Below are 15,929 nucleotides of genomic sequence, written 5' to 3'. Positions count from 1 at the left end.
GGAGCACCCCTGGGGACCAGGTACTATTTACGACGTCAGCAGGCGCCGCTAGCTCAGTTGGTTAGAGCAGCTGACTCTTAATCAGCGGGTCCGGGGTTCGAGTCCCTGGCGGCGCACAGACGGAAAAAGCCCTTCGCGAGAGCGAGGGGCTTTTTCGTGCGCCTGGGTGTGCCTGGGTGTGCCTGGGTGTGCCTTCGCGCGCCTTCGTGCAGCCCTGGCCGGCGGGCCACCCGTCGGGCCGGCGGCCGGACAGGACCTAGATCGCCAGCGACAGCACCACCGGCGCGGCCCTGCGGTTCAGCGTGTCCGCGGCCGAGCGCAGCCGGTGGGCGTGCTCGACCGGCATGGAGAGCGCGAGGCACCCCACCGCCGAGCCCGCCGTCAGCGGGACCGCCGCGCAGACCGTGCCCACCGCGTACTCCTGGAGGTCCAGCACCGGAACCGTCGGCGGTTGCGCGTCCAGCTTGGAGAAGAGCAGCCGCTCGCTGGTGATCGTGCGCGAGGTGAGGCGGGCTATCTTGTGGCGCGCAAGGTGGTCGCGGCGGCCATTGACGTCGAGCTGCGTCAGCAGGCACTTGCCGACCGCGCTCGCGTGCGCCGCCGAGCGGAAGTCCACCCACTCATTGACCTTGGGAGCGTGCGGACTGTCCGCGTACTGCGTGATCTTGACCTCGCCGTCGATATAACGGCTGATGTACACCGCAGCGCCGACCGAGTCGCGCAGCTCGGTGAGCGTCTCCTGGAGTTTCGCCTGAAGCGCCTGCTGGCGGGTGGCTCCCGAGCCGAGCAGTATCAGAGAGTCGCCGATCACATAGGCGCCGTCCGCGACCTGTTCCACATAGCCCTCGCGGCGCAGCATCGCCAGCATGGGAGCCAGGTGGCCGGTCGGCAGCCCTGTCTCGCGTGCGACCTGGGCGTCGGTGACACCGCCGCCGTGCTTCGAGATCGTCTCCAGGACGCGTAAGACGTATTGCACCGAATGGAACGGCGCGGTGGGCTCAGGCTTCAGCGCCACGGTTTCCCCCTACCAGGTTGTGACCGCAAGCTTCCGTACCACGATAGCCGCCAAGAGCGGTTTCGGGGGCGGCTGTTGGCGAGAATGATGCTGAGCCCCAGCGTCATACGCTGGGGCTCATCCTCATGGCATATGCCAGAGTCACACTTATACTTCGGAGTAAGTGGTCAGAGCACCGCACTGAGGAACTCGCGAGTACGTTCGTGCTCCGGCTCGGAGAAGATTTTTTCCGGAGATCCGGACTCGATGACCTTCCCGGAGTCGAACATCAGCACCTCGTCCGAGATGTCCCGGGCGAAGTTCATCTCGTGCGTGACGCACAGCATCGTGATGTCCGTGGAGCGGGCGATGTCCCGCAGCACGTCCAGCACCCCGGCGACCAGTTCAGGGTCCAGTGCCGACGTGACCTCGTCGAGAAGCAGCACCTGGGGCCGCATCGCCAGCGCGCGGGCGATGGCCACCCGCTGCTGCTGGCCGCCCGACAGCTGGGTCGGTCTGGCATCGTGGCGGTCGCCGAGGCCCACCAGGTCGAGGAGCTCCTTGGCTCGCTCCTCGGCCTCGTCCTTGGACATGCCGAGGACCCGCACCGGGGCCTCGGTGATGTTCCGCAGAGCAGTCATGTTGGGGAACAGATTGAACTGCTGGAAGACCATGCCGATTTTCTTGCGCGCTTCGCGGCGCTCCTTCTCGGCGGCCGGAAACAGCCGGTTGCCGTTCACCTGGATCGTGCCCTCGTCGGGCGACGTCAGGGTCATCAGCAGCCGCAGGATCGTGGTCTTGCCGGAGCCGGACGGGCCGATCAGCGTCACATGCTTGCCCGGGCGTACCGAGAAGCAGAGGTCGTCGAGGACGGTGTTGTCACCGAAGCGCTTGGTGACGTTGTCGAAGCGGATCAGTTCGTGGGTCTCGTCGGGGGTCTTGGCATCGGCGGGGGGCTGGGTGTCAGTGGACAAGGCGGCGCTCCAGGGCTCGTACGAGAAGGGAAGCCGGATAGGCGATGAGGATGAAGGCGATACCGATCACGGTCAGCGGCTCGGTGTACTGGAACGTCGCGGCGCTCTCCAGCCGGGACTGCTGCAGCATCTCCAGCACGCCGATCGCGGCGACCAGTGGTGTGTCCTTCAGCATCGCGATGACGTAGTTGCCGAGCGCCGGCGTGATGCGCCGGACCGCCTGCGGCAAAATCACCGCGAACCAGGTGCGGTGTGCGGGCAGGCTCAGCGCCGTCGCCGCCTCCCACTGACCGGCCGGCACGGCTTCGATGCCGGCCCGGTAGACCTGTGCGGTGTACGTCGAGTAGTGCACCCCGATCGCGATGGTGCCGGTGGTCAGCGCCGAGAACCGCACGCCCCACTCCGGCAGTACGAAGTACAGGAAGAACAGCTGCACCAGCAGGGGCGTGGTGCGTATGAACTCCGTGACGACGTTCACCGGCCACCGTACGAAACGGGTCGGCGCGCGGAACCCGATCGCCCAGACCAGGCCGAGCGTGAAGGAGATCAGCGAGCCGAGCACCAGGATCTCCAGCGTGACCAGCACGCCGTCCCAGAAGCGCGGCATGAAGTCCGCGACGGCGGACCAGTCCCAGTTCACTTCGCGCCACCTCCCAGGGCCCCGACCCCGATATTGGTCTTGGTCTTCTTCTCAAGTGCCTTCATGGAGCGCGTGATGACGAACGCGATCGCGAAGTAGATGACCAGGCTGATGGTGTAGATCTGCGCGCTCTCCTGGGTCGCGAGCCGCACCAGGTACGCCGCGAAGGAGACGTCGCCCACTCCGAGCAGCGACACCAGAGCCGTGCCCTTGAGAAGCTCGACCAGCAGATTGCAGAACGGCGGGATCATCTCCGGCACGGCCTGCGGCAGCAGGATCAGCCGCATCCGCTGCCAGGGCGTGAAGCTGAGGGCCACCCCCGCCTCGCGCTGCGCCGGAGCCACCGAGTTCAGTGCGCCGCGCACGATCTCCGCGCCGTACGCGCCGTAGGACAGGCCCAGTGCGAGCACCGCGGCCCACATCGGGACCAGCTGCCAGCCCAGCAGCGGCGGCAGCACGAAGAACAGCCAGAACATCAGGATCAGCGCGGACGTGCCGCGGAAGATCTCGGTGTAGGCGCCCGCCAGAAAGCGGACGACGCGCGAGTGGTGGGTGCGGGCCATGCCGACGGCGAAGGCGACGAATCCGGCCAGCGCCGCGCTGTAGAGCAGCAGTTGAACGGTGATCCAGATGCCCGGGAGTACCCAGTTCTGCCAGAGTCCGGCTGTCATCGGCACAGCTCCTTGGCTGTGAGCGTGGTCATCTCGTTCTCCGTGAAGCCGAACTTCCGCAGAATGCGGAAGAGTTCGCCGCTCTTCTTCATCTTGTGGATCTCGACGTTGAAGGCGTCGCGCAACTCGGTGTCGGTGGGGCGGAAGGCGAAGCCCCCGCCGTCGATCTTCTTCTTGCCGTCGACGACGGCCGCGAACGGCTCGGTCGCCTCGGCCTTCCGGCTCTTCTTGACCACCTCGCGGGTGGTGAGCGCGGTACCCGCGAAGACGTCGACGCGGCCCGACTCCACGGCGTTCAGCCCCGCCACCTGGTCCTGGAGGATGACGATGTCCTTCTCCGGGTAGCCGGCGGCGACCGCGTAGTCGATCTCCGCATAGCCGGTGCCGGTGGCGAACTTCGCCTTCGCCTTCACCACGTCCTCGTAGGTGTGCAGATTCTTCGGATTGCCCTTGCGCACGATGAAGGAGTCGAGCATCTGGTACTCGGGGTCGGCGAAGACGACCTGCTCGCAGCGCTCCTGGTTGATGTACATCCCGGCCGAGACGACGTCGAACTGCTGGGAGTTCAGCCCGGGTATGAGCGAGGCGAAGTCGGTGGCGACGGGCTGGACCTGGTCGATGCCGAGCCGCTTGAAGATCACTCGGGCCAGTTCAGGGGCCTCGCCGGTGAACTCACCCTGATTATCGACATATCCATAGGGCACCTCGCCCGCGATGCCGAGGCGCACCGTGCGTGCGGATCTCAACCGGGCCAGCGCATCACCGGACGGCACACGGCTGCAGCCCGCCGCGGCCGCGGCCCCGAGCGCTCCGGCCGCCGTGCTGCCGAGCAGCAGTGTGCGTCTGCGAATCGATGGTGTCTCTCTCGTACGAGCCATGGGCGCGCGGCTACCCGGGTCCCTGCGGGGTATGCGTACGAAATGGCCGACCGATATGTGACCGTAGCCCTCGACAAGCGCGGCGTGCGGTGCACCGCGCTGCTTCTCGACGACAAGGCGCCGCAGACCTGTGCAGCTGTGTGGGACGCGTTGCCCCTGGCCGGGGACGTGTACCACGCCAAGTACGCCCGAAATGAGATCTATGCTCTGTTCTCGGCCTTCGCCGAGCAGGAACCGCCGCTGGAGAACCCGACGGTGACACCCATTCCGGGCGACCTCTGCTACTTCACCTTCTCCGACGTGCAGCTGGGCACGGCGTCGTACGGCTACGGCGAGCAGGCCGCGCACCACGGCCGCTCGACGGTCGTCGACCTCGCCCTCTTCTATGAGCGCAACAACCTGCTGCTGAACGGGGATACGGGGTGGGTGCCGGGGATTGTGTGGGGGACGGTGGTGGAGGGGCTGGACGGGATGGCGGAGGCGTGCCAGGACCTTTGGCGGGCGGGTGCGCGGGGCGAGACGCTTTCGTTCCGCCGAGCGTAGGAACGGGGCTCCGCCCCGGACCCTCCCCCTACGCCCTGCGGGCGTGGGGGGACCCCCACCCCTCAATCGCCGGCGGTGCTTGATTTGCCCGGGCATGCCAAGCCCGTCCGGCGATTGAGGACACGCCGAACGGCGTCTCGGGTCCGGGGCGGACCCCCGGGTTACCCGACCGTGGGCGTCGGGATCGTCGTCGCGCCCGACTCGTACAGCGCATGCGCCGCCCGCAGCACCAGCCCGTCCGCGTGCCGCGCCCCGATCAGCTGGACCCCGATCGGCAGCCCGTCCTCGTCGACCCCGCACGGCACCGTCGCCGCGGGCTGCTGGGTCATGTTGAAGGGGTACGTGAACGGCGTCCACCCGGTCCAGCGGCGGTGTCCCGAGCCCGCCGGGACCTCCGCCCCCGCCTCGAAGGCCGTGATCGGCAGGGTGGGGGTGACCAGCAGGTCGTACGAAGTGTGGAAGCGGCCCATCCGCCGGCCCAGCGCCATCCGGACGTCCACGGCCGCCAGATACTCCAGCGCGCTGTACCGCGCGCCGCGCCCGGCGATCTCGCGCAGACCGGGGTCCAGTTCCTCGCGCTGCCGGGCGCCCAGCGGCTGCAGCAGCCGGGCCGCGCCGCTGAACCACAGGGTGTGGAAGGCCTCCACAGGGTCGGCGATATCCGGGTCGGACTCCTCGATGTACGCGCCGAGTCCGGCGAGCGCCCCCACCGCCCGCCGTACCGCCGACGCGACCGCCGGGCGCACCGCCACCTGGCCGCCCAGGGACGGCGAGTAGGCGATCCGCAGCCCCTTCACGCCCTCGGTGAGCGTGCCGCGCACCCCGTCCGCCGGGCCCAGATGCGACCAGTCCCGCCAGTCCTCGCCGCTGATCACATCCAGCAGCAGCGCTGCGTCCGCGGCGTCCCGCGTCATCGGCCCCACGTGCGAGAGCGTTCCGAAGGGGCTGGACGGATACAGCGGCACGCGCCCGTACGTCGGCTTCAGCGCGAAGATCCCGCAGAAGGACGCGGGGATGCGGACCGAGCCGCCGCCGTCCGTGCCGAGCGACAGCGGGCCCGCGCCGAGCGCCACCGCCGCGGCACTGCCGCCGCTGGAGCCGCCGGCCGTCCGCGCCGGGTCGTACGGATTGCCCGTCACCCCGTGCCGCGGGGAGTCGGTGACGCCCTTCCAGCCGAACTCGGGAGTCGTCGTCTTGCCGAGGAAGACCGCGCCGTGCGCCCGCAGCCGCCCGACGGAGGGCGCATCCTCGTCCCAACTCCCCTCCGCGTGAACAGTCCTGGAGCCGCGCAGGGTCGGCCCGCCCCGCTGCAGCAGCAGATCCTTGACGGTGACCGGCACGCCGTCGAGCAGCCCCTGCGGCTCCCCCCGGTGCCAGCGCCCGGCGGAGGCCTGCGCCTGGGCCAGCGCCGCATCGGCGTCGACCCGGACGAAGGCGTTGACCAGAGGCTGCACCGCCTCGATCCGCTCCAGCGCCGCGCGGGTCGCGTCGATTGGGGAGAAGTCGCCTCTCCGGTAGCCGGCCAGCAGTTGACGTGCGGTCAGGGCGGTGAGGTCAGTCAGCGGAGCAGTCATGACTGGGGACGTACCCACGTTTCTTGTCGACCACGTTCGGGAACGGCTTTCCGGCCTCCCACAGCTCGTACAACTCGACGAACTGCTCGCCCAGCCGGTCGCGCCAGCCGACCGTGTCGCCGCTCATGTGCGGCGAGACGATCAGCCCCGGAACGTCCCAGAGCGGGCTGTCGGGCGCGAGCGGCTCGGAGCTGAACACATCGAGGGCCGCACCCGCGATCACCCGCCGGTTCAGCGCGGAGACCAGATCGTCCTCGACGACCAGCGGCCCGCGCCCCACATTGATGAACCGGGCCGACGGCTGCATCAGCGCGAAGCGCCGGGCGTCGAACATGCCGCGCGTGTCATCGGTGAGCGGCGCCGCGCACACGACCCAGGCGGCACGGGCGAGCAGCGGATCGAGGTCCTTCTCGCCATGGATCCCCAAGCGTTCGGTGCGGCCCACGACGGCGACGGTGACGCCCAGCGCCTCCAGCGTGTGGGCCACGGCCCGGCCGATCGGGCCCGCGCCCACCACCGCCGCGCGGGTGCCCGCGACGCGCAGGCCCTCACGGTGCCGCCAGCGCCGCTGACGCTGCAGTTCGAGGGTCCCGGGGAGGTCCTTCGCCATCGCCAGCACAAGACCGGCGACATACTCGGCGATCGGCTCCTCGAAGATTCCGCGGGCGTTGGTGACCACGGTGTCGGAGGCGATCAGCTCGGGGCAGAGCAGCCGGTCGACCCCGGCGCTCGGGGTGTGCACCCAGCGGGGCCGCGGACCCTCGCCGGGCCAGGCGGCCCGTACCGCGTCGGAGGTGAAGTCCCACACCAACAGGGCGTCTGCGTACGGGAGTCGGTCGGCGAGCGTCCGCTCGTCGGCGTATTGGACGCGGACCCGCCCGGCAAGCCGTCCGAGGCGGGGAGGAGGGTCGGCGGCCAGTACGAGAAGGGTGGGTTCGGACATGGAGCGGAAGCCGTTTCGTAACGTCTGACATGTACGGATTGACCACGCTCGCACCCGAACCTAACGTCGTCAACAACGCATCAGGTCCTGTCCGGCCGATCAGGCCGGATCAGCGAGCGGGGTCTGGCGTGGTGCAACGCAGCGAGGTGCCGTGCCAGGGCATGCGAGCCCGGCAAGATCGGCCGGACAGGACCTTTAGGGGGCCTGCGATGGATGTCTCCTTTCTCGGCGGTCCACAACCCCAGCGGGGTATCGGCGTGGTCGCCCCGTTCGACTTCGCGCTGGACCGTGAGCTGTGGCGATGGGTCCCCGACGATGTCTCACTGCGCTTGACGCGTACGCCCTATGTGCCCGTTGAGGTCTCGCTCGACCTGGCCCGCCTGGTGAGCGAGCACGAGACGCTGCGCGAGGCCGTCCAGGCGCTCAGCGTGTCCGAGCCGGAGGTCCTCGCGTACGCCTGTACATCGGGCAGTTTCGTCGGCGGTCTCGCCGGGGAGCGGGCGATGTGCGAGGCGATGAGCGCGGCCGGCGAAGTGCCTTCGCTGACCACGTCCGGCGCCCTGCTCGAAGCACTCGACGAGCTGGGCGCCGCGCGTATCGCCCTGGTCACCCCCTATACGGAGTCGGTCACCCAGGCATTGGAGGAGTATCTGGGAGAAGCTGGGGTAACGGTCACGGGTCGCGCTTTTCTGGGGCTGACCCGGCACATCTGGAAGGTGCCGTACCGGTCGGTCGTGGACATGGCGCGGCAGGCGGTGGTGGGTGCGGCCGACGCGCTCTTCATCAGCTGCACCAATCTGCCGACGTACGACGCGATCCCGCAGCTGGAGGCCGAACTGAGGATGCCGGTGCTCTCCGCGAACCAGGTGACGATGTGGTCGGCGCTGCGCCGGATCGGGGTGCACGCCGTAGGTCCCTATCAGGGGCTGCTGCTGCAGCCGGAGTCCACCGAGCCCGCAGCGCCTCCCGTCGAGTCCGCCTCGCCGTCGCATCCCCCTCAGCCCGAAGAACAGGAAGGCTGGACATGACCACGGTCGGACTTCTCTACCCCGGGCACTCCGCCGAGGACGACTACCCCCGGTTCGAGGTGCTGCTCGACAGCGACATCAGACTGCCCGTCGTCCACACCGACATCGGCGAGGACGCCCACCGTGTCGACGCGCTGCTGGAGATGGGGTCGGCCGAGCGGCTTGCCGCGGGTCTGGAGGAGCTCCGGCTGGAGGGTGCGGAGTCGGTGGTGTGGGCGTGCACCAGCGGCAGTTTCGTGTACGGCTGGGAGGGTGCGCACGAGCAGATCCGCGCGCTGGCCCTGGCCGCGGGCCTGCCCGCGTCGAGTACGTCCTTCGGCTTCGCCCATGCGGTACGGGCGCTGGGCGCGGTGCGCGTGGCGGTCGCCGCGACCTATCCGGAGGACGTCACGGCGCTGTTCACCGCCTTCCTCAAGGCGTCCGGGGCCGAGGTGGTCGCGGACCGCGCGAGCGGAGTCATCACGGCGGCCGAGGTCGGCACCTGGGGTCGCGACGAGGTGCTCGAGCTGGCGCGCGCGGGTGACCATCCGGACGCGGAGGTGGTACTGCTGCCCGACACGGCGCTGCACACCGCGGCGTACCTGGCGGAGCTGGAGGAGGCGCTGGGCAAGCCGGTCCTCACGGCGAACCAGGTCACGGTGTGGGAGGGGCTGCGCCTCGCGCAGCGCAGGGCGTGGGTGTACGGCCCGAAGCTCGGCACTCTCTTCCGGAAGCCGGACTGGATGGCGGCCGGCGGGGAATAAAGCGGAGATGCCCTCCTGTTGGCTTCTGCCATACGTAACTTCATGCGCAGGAGGGCCCATCCGTGGACGAGATACGAGGCACGGCGACCGGAACCGCACCCGTACCGCTGTCGGTACTGGACCTGGTCACCGTAGGCGTCGGCCGCACCGCCACCGACGCCCTGCGCACCAGCGTGGACATCGCCAGGCTCGCCGAGAGCCGCGGCTTCCACCGCCACTGGGTCGCCGAGCACCACTCGATGCCGGGCGTCGCCTCCTCGTCCCCGGCCGTGATCCTCGCCCACCTCGCCGCGCACACCGAACGCATCCGCCTCGGCTCGGGCGGTGTGATGCTTCCCAACCACGCGCCGCTGGTCATCGCCGAGCAGTTCGGCACGCTGGAGGCCCTGGCCCCGGGCCGGGTCGACCTGGGCCTCGGCCGCGCGCCGGGCACGGACGGGGCGACCGCCGCGGCCCTGCGGCGGACGGACCGACTGGGGTCCCCCATGCCGGAGGCCGGGAGAGAGGGCGCGGACGACTTTCCGCAGCAGCTCGCCGAGCTGACCCGCTTCCTTGACGACGATTTCCCCGACGGGCATCCGTACGGCCGCATCCACGCCGTCCCCGGCCCGGTCCAGGGTCCCTCGGCCCGCCCGCCCATCTGGCTGCTCGGCTCCTCCGGCTTCAGCGCCCGGCTGGCGGGAGTACTCGGGCTGCCCTTCGCCTTCGCCCACCACTTCTCGGCGCAGAACACCATCCCGGCGCTCGACCTCTACCGCGAGTCCTTCCGCCCGTCCGCGGTGCTCGACGCCCCGTACGCGCTGATCGGCGTCTCGGCGCTGGCCGCCGACGAGGAACGCGAAGCCCGTCGCGAGGTGCTGACGGGCGCGCTCTCCATGCTGCGGCTGCGCACCGGCCGCCCCGGGCTCATCCCCACGCCCGATGAGGCCGAGGCGTACCAATTCAGCCCTCTGGAGCGGGAGTTCGTGGAAAGCTGGCTGAGCAATGTCGTTCACGGCACACCGGACGCCGTGCGCACCGGGCTCGACGACCTCCAGAAGCGCACCGGTGCGGACGAGTTGATGCTCACGGCCAATGCGCACGGCGGCGACGCGCGGCTGCGCAGCTATGAACTGGTCGCGGATGCGTACGACTTGCCGGGTGGCGCGGTTCGTTCGTGAACCGTCCGTCCGCGGCTCCTTAACCGAGGCTTAAACCGCTCGTCACCGATGGTGGCGGGCGGTTCTGCGTTGGGGGTGCACGTCCCTGACAAGCGGTTTCTCGCGAAAATTGGTCTAGTCCTTGTTTTGTCCAGACCATTGACGCGGCGTTGGCCGGATCGCTATCTCTTTCTCCCACCCGCTTCGTTTTCTTCTTCAACTTCCGCTACACAGCCCCTCGGAGGAAGACCGTGCGCTCCCGTAAACCCTTGCTCGCGGCCCTGACGACCGCGGCACTCGCCGCAGGCGCCCTGGCCGGTTTCACCGGTCTCGGCACCGCCGACGCAGCCGCCCGCGACGATGTCACGACCGCCGCCGCGTCCACCGGCGGGGTGAAGATCGCGTACTACGACCAGTGGAGCGTGTACGGCAACGCCTTCTACCCCAAGCACCTGGACACCCGCGGCATCGCGGGCAAGCTCGATGTCCTCAACTACTCGTTCGGGAACATCCACCCCACGGACCTGACCTGCTTCGAGGCGAACAAGGCGGCAGGTGACGACGCCAACCCCAACGCCGGTGACGGCGCGGGCGATTCGTACGCCGACTACCAGAAGTCCTTCGCGGCGGCGGACAGCGTCGACGGCGTGGCCGACACCTGGAACCAGCCGATCGTGGGCGTCTTCAACCAGTTCAAGGAGCTGAAGGCGAAGTACCCCAAGCTCAAGATCAATATCTCGCTGGGCGGCTGGACGTACTCCAAGTACTTCCACGACGCGGCGCTGACGGACGCGAGCCGCAAGAAGTTCGTGGCCTCCTGCGTCAAGCAGTACATCGCCGGTGACCTGCCGGTCGAGGGCGGCTTCGGTGGCGCGGGCACGGCGGCCGGCATCTTCGACGGCATCGACATCGACTGGGAGTACCCGGGCTCGGCGGGCGGCCACCTCGGCAACCACTACGGACCCGAGGACAAGGCCAACTTCACGCTGCTGCTCGCGGAGTTCCGCAAGCAGCTGGACGAGTACGGCACGGCGCACGGCGGCAAGAAGTACCTGCTGACGGCGGCGCTGCCGGCCGGCCAGGACAAGATCAAGAACATCGAGACCGACAAGATCGGCGCGTATCTCGACTACGCGAACATCATGACGTACGACATGCACGGCGCCTGGGACGCGGACGGTCCGACGTACCACCAGTCGCCGCTGTACTCGCCGGCGTCCGACCCGACGGATGTGATCGCCCCGGGCACGCAGAAGTACTCGATCGACAACGCGATCGACTCCTGGCTCGACGGGAACACGGCGTACGGCATCGCGGGCGGCTTCCCGGCGAACAAGCTGACGCTCGGGTACGAGTTCTACTACCGCGGCTGGAAGGGTGTCCCGGCGGGCGCCAAGAACGGCCTCGCGCAGTCCGCGACCGGCGCGTCGGCGGCCCGTCCGGTCAGCCAGCAGGCGGGTATCGCGCACTACAAGGAGCTCGGCGGGATCGTCGACAACGCGGCGACGACGTTCTGGGACGACGAGGCGAAGGCTTCGTACTTCTACAAGGACGGCGAGTTCTTCACGGGCCTCGACAAGCGCGCGATCCAGGCCCGTGCGGACTATGCGCACAACAGGGGCCTGGCGGGCGCGATGATGTACTCGCTGCTGGGCCTGGATGCGAACGCGACGCTGTTCAACGACATCGTGACGGCGGTCGGCAGCTCTCCCACCACCCCGGACCCGACGCCGTCCCCGTCCAGCCCGACGCCGTCGCCCTCGAACCCGACCCCGTCTCCCTCCCCGAGCACTCCGCAGACCGGCTGCACGGCGGCGGCCTGGTCCAGCACGGCGGTCTACACGGGCGGTGGCCTGGTCTCGCACAAGGGCCACACCTGGAAGGCCCAGTGGTGGACGCAGGGCGAAGAGCCGGGCACGACGGGCGAATGGGGCGTCTGGCGCGACCAGGGCGCGTGCTGATCTAACCGGGGCTCCGCGCCCGGACCCCGTGCGGGGGCTCCGCCCCCGAACCCGCCCCCTACGCCCTGCGGGCGTGGGGGGACCCCCAGCGCCTCAATCGCCGGCGGGGCTTGATATGCCCGGGCATATCAAGCCCGTCCGGCGATTGAGGACACGCCCGAAGGGCGTCCGGGGGTCTGGGGCGAAGCCTCAGTTACGGGAAGAGGCGGGTAGGGGAACAAGCCCGCCGCAGGCGGCCCGCAGCCCGGCCCCCAGAAAAAGGCACCCCGCCCCCCACAACCCCCGCCCCCGCCCGGAAGCCGCCCCTTCCGGCCGGGGGCGGTTCCAACTCCGCCGCCCTCAGACCGCCGCCGCGCCCACCCCGAGCAGCTCCGCGATCCGCTCCGGCGCCACCGCGCGCGAGTACAGCCACCCCTGCCCCGTGTCGCAGCCGATCCGCCGCAGCCGCGACGCCTGGCCCGCCGTTTCGACGCATTCCGCCGTGACCGTCAGGCCCAGCCGGTGGGCCAGTTGGACCATCGCCTCGACGATCGTCTCGTCCGCCGGGTTCGGGTGCGCCTCGTCCTGGAAGCCGCGGACAAACGATCCGTCGAGTTTCAGTACGGACACCGGAAGCCGGCTCAGATACGCCAGGTTCGAGTAACCCGTCCCGAAGTCGTCGATCGCGATCTGCACGCCCATGTCGCTGAGCGCCTGAAGCGCCTGCAGCGGCCGGCCCGCCGAGCCCATCACCGCCGACTCGGTCAGCTCGAGCTGCAGCAGATGCGGCGCGAGTCCCGTCTCCGCCAGGATCTCCGCCACGTCCGCCACCAGGTCGGAGTCCCAGACCTGGCGTACTGCCACATTGACGCTCACGAACAGCGGCAGGGCCTGCGGGTGGTCCTTCTGCCACTGTGCAGCCTGGCGGCACGCCGTGCGCAGCACCCACTGGCCCAGCTGAACGATCGAACCGTCTTCCTCAGCAATTCCGATAAAACGATTCGGCGCCAGCGTCCCGAACTGCGGGTGGTTCCAGCGCACCAGTGCCTCCACGCCCCGCGTCACCCCGTCCGCCATCCCCACCAGCGGCTGGTACTCCAGCGCGAACTCCCCGCGCTCCACGGCCGGTCGCAGCATCGAGGAGAGCGCCTGCCGGGTCATCCGGTGCGCGTTGCGCTCGGGGTCGAAGAGGGTCCAGCGGGCCTTGCCGTCCGCCTTCGCCCAGTACAGCGTCGTGTCCGCGGCCTGCATCAGGGCGGTGGCGGTCGTCCCCGCCACCGCACGTTCCACCACGCCGATCGACGCCGAGACCGAAAGGCGCTGCCCCACCAGGTCGAACGGCTGCTGAAGTGCGGCCAGCACGGAGCGCGCCAGATCGGCCAGCTGCTCCGTGCCGGTGGAGTCCTCGACGAGGATGGCGAACTCGTCACCGCCGAGCCGCGCCACCAGATGGCCGCCGCTGCGGGTGAAGCCGTCGCCGTCCGCGCACGTGGTGAGCCGGGCGGCCACCGCCGCGAGCAGCCGGTCGCCGACCCGGTGCCCGAGCGTGTCGTTGACCGCCTTGAAGCCGTCGAGATCGAGGTAGCACAGCCCGATCCGCCCGGTCGAGCCCCGTTCGTACGCCGACGACTCGAGCGCCGCCGACAGCCGCTCGAAGAACAGCGCACGGTTGGGCAGCCGTGTCACCGGGTCGTGCATCTGGAGATGCCGCAGCCGCGCATGCAGCTCGCGCCGGTCGCTGACGTCCGCGATGGAGAGGAGCACATTGCGGCTGTCGGGCACCGGGGCGACCGTGACCTCCGCCCACAGCGTCCGCCCGTCCTGGTGCTTGAGCCGCCGCGTACAGCGGAACCGGGAGCGGCGGCCGCGCAGCACCTCGCGGTACGCGTGCCAGGTGCGGCGGTCCGACCCGAGGTCGACCAGATCCGCCGCGTACTGCTGCGCCACCTCCGCGGGCGCAGTGCCCAGCAGCGCCGCGAGGGCCGCGTTCGCGCTGACGACGAGGCCGTCGTGGTCCACGACCGCCATCGCCAGTTGCGCGGCATTGAACGCGGCGCGGTAGTCACGCAGTTCGGCGACGGCCCGGCCGGCGTTGTGACGCTCCGTGACCGGAGACCGCGTGCGGCCGGGGACGGCGACTCCCGCGGGCCCTGTTCCTTCGGAGGTTCCGCTCACCGTCGCTCCCGCAGTGGGGTTGTGTCGTACACAGTCGTACCGATGTGGTCGGGAAGTAGAAATCGGGGAAAGTGTGCCGATCATAGAGGCTGCCTCTGGGCCGTTCCAGCGACAAGCCGCCGGGACGAGCCCCGCGCAGCCTTCGGTCGATCGTTTCTGCACAGGTCGGAACCGTGCTGGATCCATGCTGACCGAATGTGACGTTCCGTGAGCCATCGGAGTGTCGGCGAGTCGCGGGCCGGTGTCGGGTCGGTCACCCGGGTGGGGCAGCGGAACAGGGCATACCACCGGAAACCGGAACAGGGTGGTTGAGGTGTCCCCCATTCCGTCGCCGGAGGTCCACGTGGAGGGTCAGCAGTCGTCCGAGGGAACACCCGGGGGAGTGGAACGTGCGCGCCTGCGCAGCGCCGCCGCCGCCCTCACCTCCCTCATGGCGCTCGCCGCCACGTCCTTGGTGGCGGGGCCCGCGGTGGCCAAGACCTCGGCTGCCTCGTGCGCGCTGTCCCGCACCTCCGCGCACCACTCCCTCGGCCTGGACACCTGGGACGCCGCGTACCCGCGCCCGTCCAGGGACCTCGACGCGGTCATGGTCTTCGTCTCGTTCCCGGACCATGTGCCGGTGAATGCGCCGGCCGAGATCGCGGCCGACCACTTCCCCGCCACCAGCGACTTCTACTCGCGCGCCTCCTACGGGAAGTTCGCTCTGCGTCCGCATCCGCAGCACCGGTGGGTGACGATGCCGAAGGCCTCGACGGCGTACGGGATAAAGCGGGACTGGGACTCGGGGCAGCGCAGCGCGTATCTGCGCGACGCGATCGCGGCGGCCGATCCGACGGTTGACTTCTCCCGCTACGACATCGTCTACCTGGTCGCCGACCCGGATGCGCCCGGCGTCGACTCCGACGCGACGAAGGTCGTCAACCTGGAACAGCCGCTGTCCGCCGACGGCACCGAGATCAAGCGGGTCGTCACCGTCTTCGAGCAGCATCCGCCGGACCGCAATGTGCTGGCGCACGAGACCGGGCATGTCTTCGACCTGCCGGACCTCTACCACCGGCCGACGGACGGCAAGGGCGACTGGGACACATATGTCGGCGACTGGGATGTGATGGGCAGCCAGTTCGGACTGGCCCCGGACTTCTTCGGCTGGCACAAGTGGAAGCTGGGCTGGCTGGACGGGCGGGCCGTGCGGTGCGTGACGAAGTCCGAGCTGATCACCCTGGAGCCGCTGGCGGCCGCGCCGGCCCCGGGCGGAAGCCTCGGCACGCGGCTCGCGGTCGTCAGGACGGGCGAGGACACGGCGCTGGCGATCGAGGCGCGCGGGGCGACAGGCAATGACGAGACGACCTGTACGGAGGGGCTGCTGCTCTACCGCGTGCAGGCGGAGACGGCCTCGGGCGGCGGTCCCATCGAGGTGGTCGACACCCACCCGGACACGGCGGCGTGCTGGGACCAGTCGGTGTACGCGCCGCTGGCGGATGCGCCGCTGGGGGTCGGCGAGACGTTCACGATGCCGGGGACACCGGGGGAGCGGACGAGGGTGGAGGTGGCGGACCGTACGAGGTCGGGCGCGTGGACGGTCAAGATCACGACGGCGTAGCCGGCGCGCCGACCCGCGAGCGCGGTCGCGCTCCTGGCGCCGGCGCCGACGGGGCTCCTGGCTTGCGGTCCCGGGTTCGGGGATCCC

Annotated in this window: 14 protein-coding genes and 1 tRNA gene; 7 read left to right on the top strand and 8 right to left on the bottom strand. The window is 69.8% G+C overall.

The genetic code is table 11. From position 1 onward, the window contains the following. The first annotated feature begins 42 nt into the window (after positions 1 to 42). Positions 43 to 116, top strand: a tRNA-Lys gene (locus ACI2LP_RS07505). A gap of 140 nt (positions 117 to 256) precedes the next feature. Here the strand turns inward: ACI2LP_RS07505 and ACI2LP_RS07500 are convergent. From ACI2LP_RS07500 to ehuB, 5 genes are all read right to left on the bottom strand, one after another. After that, positions 257 to 1,015 (bottom strand): IclR family transcriptional regulator, encoded by a 759-nt coding sequence (locus ACI2LP_RS07500; RefSeq protein ID WP_404723581.1) that lies wholly within the window; start codon positions 1,013 to 1,015, stop codon positions 257 to 259. A 167-nt stretch (positions 1,016 to 1,182) separates the two neighbouring features. Next, entirely contained in the window at positions 1,183 to 1,968 is a 786-nt protein-coding gene (gene ehuA, locus ACI2LP_RS07495; protein WP_404723580.1) for an ectoine/hydroxyectoine ABC transporter ATP-binding protein EhuA, read from the bottom strand. Beyond that, positions 1,958 to 2,608, bottom strand: coding sequence for an ectoine/hydroxyectoine ABC transporter permease subunit EhuD (gene ehuD / locus ACI2LP_RS07490; RefSeq protein WP_404723579.1), 651 nt, complete (start codon positions 2,606 to 2,608; stop codon positions 1,958 to 1,960). The genes ehuA and ehuD overlap by 11 nt, the downstream gene beginning before the upstream one ends. Continuing rightward, positions 2,605 to 3,279: an ectoine/hydroxyectoine ABC transporter permease subunit EhuC gene (ehuC, locus tag ACI2LP_RS07485; RefSeq protein ID WP_404723578.1), complete on the bottom strand. Its 675-nt coding sequence runs from the start codon at positions 3,277 to 3,279 to the stop codon at positions 2,605 to 2,607. The genes ehuD and ehuC overlap by 4 nt, the downstream gene beginning before the upstream one ends. After that, on the bottom strand, positions 3,276 to 4,157 hold the full coding sequence (gene ehuB, locus ACI2LP_RS07480) for an ectoine/hydroxyectoine ABC transporter substrate-binding protein EhuB (RefSeq protein WP_404723577.1): 882 nt from the start codon (positions 4,155 to 4,157) through the stop codon (positions 3,276 to 3,278). The genes ehuC and ehuB overlap by 4 nt, the downstream gene beginning before the upstream one ends. A 42-nt stretch (positions 4,158 to 4,199) precedes the next feature. Here ehuB and ACI2LP_RS07475 point away from each other — a divergent pair, with 42 nt between their 5' ends. Beyond that, positions 4,200 to 4,700, top strand: coding sequence for a DUF3830 family protein (locus ACI2LP_RS07475; RefSeq protein ID WP_360872538.1), 501 nt, complete (start codon positions 4,200 to 4,202; stop codon positions 4,698 to 4,700). Between the two features lie 161 nt (positions 4,701 to 4,861). Here ACI2LP_RS07475 and ACI2LP_RS07470 read toward each other — a convergent pair whose 3' ends face one another. Beyond that, entirely contained in the window at positions 4,862 to 6,274 is a 1,413-nt protein-coding gene (locus ACI2LP_RS07470; protein ID WP_404723576.1) for an amidase, read from the bottom strand. Next, entirely contained in the window at positions 6,255 to 7,217 is a 963-nt protein-coding gene (locus tag ACI2LP_RS07465; protein ID WP_404723575.1) for a D-2-hydroxyacid dehydrogenase, read from the bottom strand. The genes ACI2LP_RS07470 and ACI2LP_RS07465 overlap by 20 nt, the downstream gene beginning before the upstream one ends. 209 nt (positions 7,218 to 7,426) lie before the next feature. Here ACI2LP_RS07465 and ACI2LP_RS07460 point away from each other — a divergent pair, with 209 nt between their 5' ends. The 4 genes from ACI2LP_RS07460 to ACI2LP_RS07445 all read left to right on the top strand — a co-directional run bounded on the left by ACI2LP_RS07460 (position 7,427) and on the right by ACI2LP_RS07445 (position 12,088). After that, the gene (locus tag ACI2LP_RS07460) at positions 7,427 to 8,245 is read left to right on the top strand and encodes a decarboxylase (protein ID WP_404723574.1); all 819 of its coding nucleotides are present in this window, start codon (positions 7,427 to 7,429) and stop codon (positions 8,243 to 8,245) included. Next, the gene (locus ACI2LP_RS07455) at positions 8,242 to 8,988 is read left to right on the top strand and encodes a decarboxylase (RefSeq protein WP_404723573.1); all 747 of its coding nucleotides are present in this window, start codon (positions 8,242 to 8,244) and stop codon (positions 8,986 to 8,988) included. The genes ACI2LP_RS07460 and ACI2LP_RS07455 overlap by 4 nt, the downstream gene beginning before the upstream one ends. Before the next feature lie 62 nt (positions 8,989 to 9,050). Next, positions 9,051 to 10,148 carry an LLM class flavin-dependent oxidoreductase gene (locus ACI2LP_RS07450; protein ID WP_404723572.1) on the top strand — a complete coding sequence of 366 codons (1,098 nt, stop codon included), beginning with the start codon at positions 9,051 to 9,053 and terminating at the stop codon, positions 10,146 to 10,148. A gap of 230 nt (positions 10,149 to 10,378) precedes the next feature. After that, positions 10,379 to 12,088 (top strand): glycosyl hydrolase family 18 protein, encoded by a 1,710-nt coding sequence (locus ACI2LP_RS07445; protein ID WP_404723571.1) that lies wholly within the window; start codon positions 10,379 to 10,381, stop codon positions 12,086 to 12,088. 339 nt (positions 12,089 to 12,427) lie between these two features. Here the strand turns inward: ACI2LP_RS07445 and ACI2LP_RS07440 are convergent, their stop codons facing one another. Beyond that, positions 12,428 to 14,242 carry a putative bifunctional diguanylate cyclase/phosphodiesterase gene (locus ACI2LP_RS07440; protein WP_404723570.1) on the bottom strand — a complete coding sequence of 605 codons (1,815 nt, stop codon included), beginning with the start codon at positions 14,240 to 14,242 and terminating at the stop codon, positions 12,428 to 12,430. Positions 14,243 to 14,564: 322 nt separating this feature from the next. Between ACI2LP_RS07440 and ACI2LP_RS07435 the strand changes: the two genes are divergently transcribed. Continuing rightward, positions 14,565 to 15,842 carry a M6 family metalloprotease domain-containing protein gene (locus ACI2LP_RS07435; protein WP_404723759.1) on the top strand — a complete coding sequence of 426 codons (1,278 nt, stop codon included), beginning with the start codon at positions 14,565 to 14,567 and terminating at the stop codon, positions 15,840 to 15,842. Positions 15,843 to 15,929 lie beyond the last annotated feature (87 nt).

Source organism: Streptomyces sp. NPDC019890 (assembly GCF_044903445.1).
GTDB lineage: Bacteria > Actinomycetota > Actinomycetes > Streptomycetales > Streptomycetaceae > Streptomyces.
Note: the sequence above shows the minus strand (reverse complement) of the source record. Positions and strands in the feature narration are given on the sequence as shown.

Coding starts and splice junctions, on each gene's coding strand:
- ehuC (WP_404723578.1), bottom strand. CDS start 3,279: ATGACAGCCGGACTCTGGCAGAACTGGGTACTCCCGGGCATCTGGATC.
- ehuB (WP_404723577.1), bottom strand. CDS start 4,157: ATGGCTCGTACGAGAGAGACACCATCGATTCGCAGACGCACACTGCTG.
- ACI2LP_RS07475 (WP_360872538.1), top strand. CDS start 4,200: ATGGCCGACCGATATGTGACCGTAGCCCTCGACAAGCGCGGCGTGCGG.
- ACI2LP_RS07470 (WP_404723576.1), bottom strand. CDS start 6,274: ATGACTGCTCCGCTGACTGACCTCACCGCCCTGACCGCACGTCAACTG.
- ACI2LP_RS07465 (WP_404723575.1), bottom strand. CDS start 7,217: ATGTCCGAACCCACCCTTCTCGTACTGGCCGCCGACCCTCCTCCCCGC.
- ACI2LP_RS07460 (WP_404723574.1), top strand. CDS start 7,427: ATGGATGTCTCCTTTCTCGGCGGTCCACAACCCCAGCGGGGTATCGGC.
- ACI2LP_RS07455 (WP_404723573.1), top strand. CDS start 8,242: ATGACCACGGTCGGACTTCTCTACCCCGGGCACTCCGCCGAGGACGAC.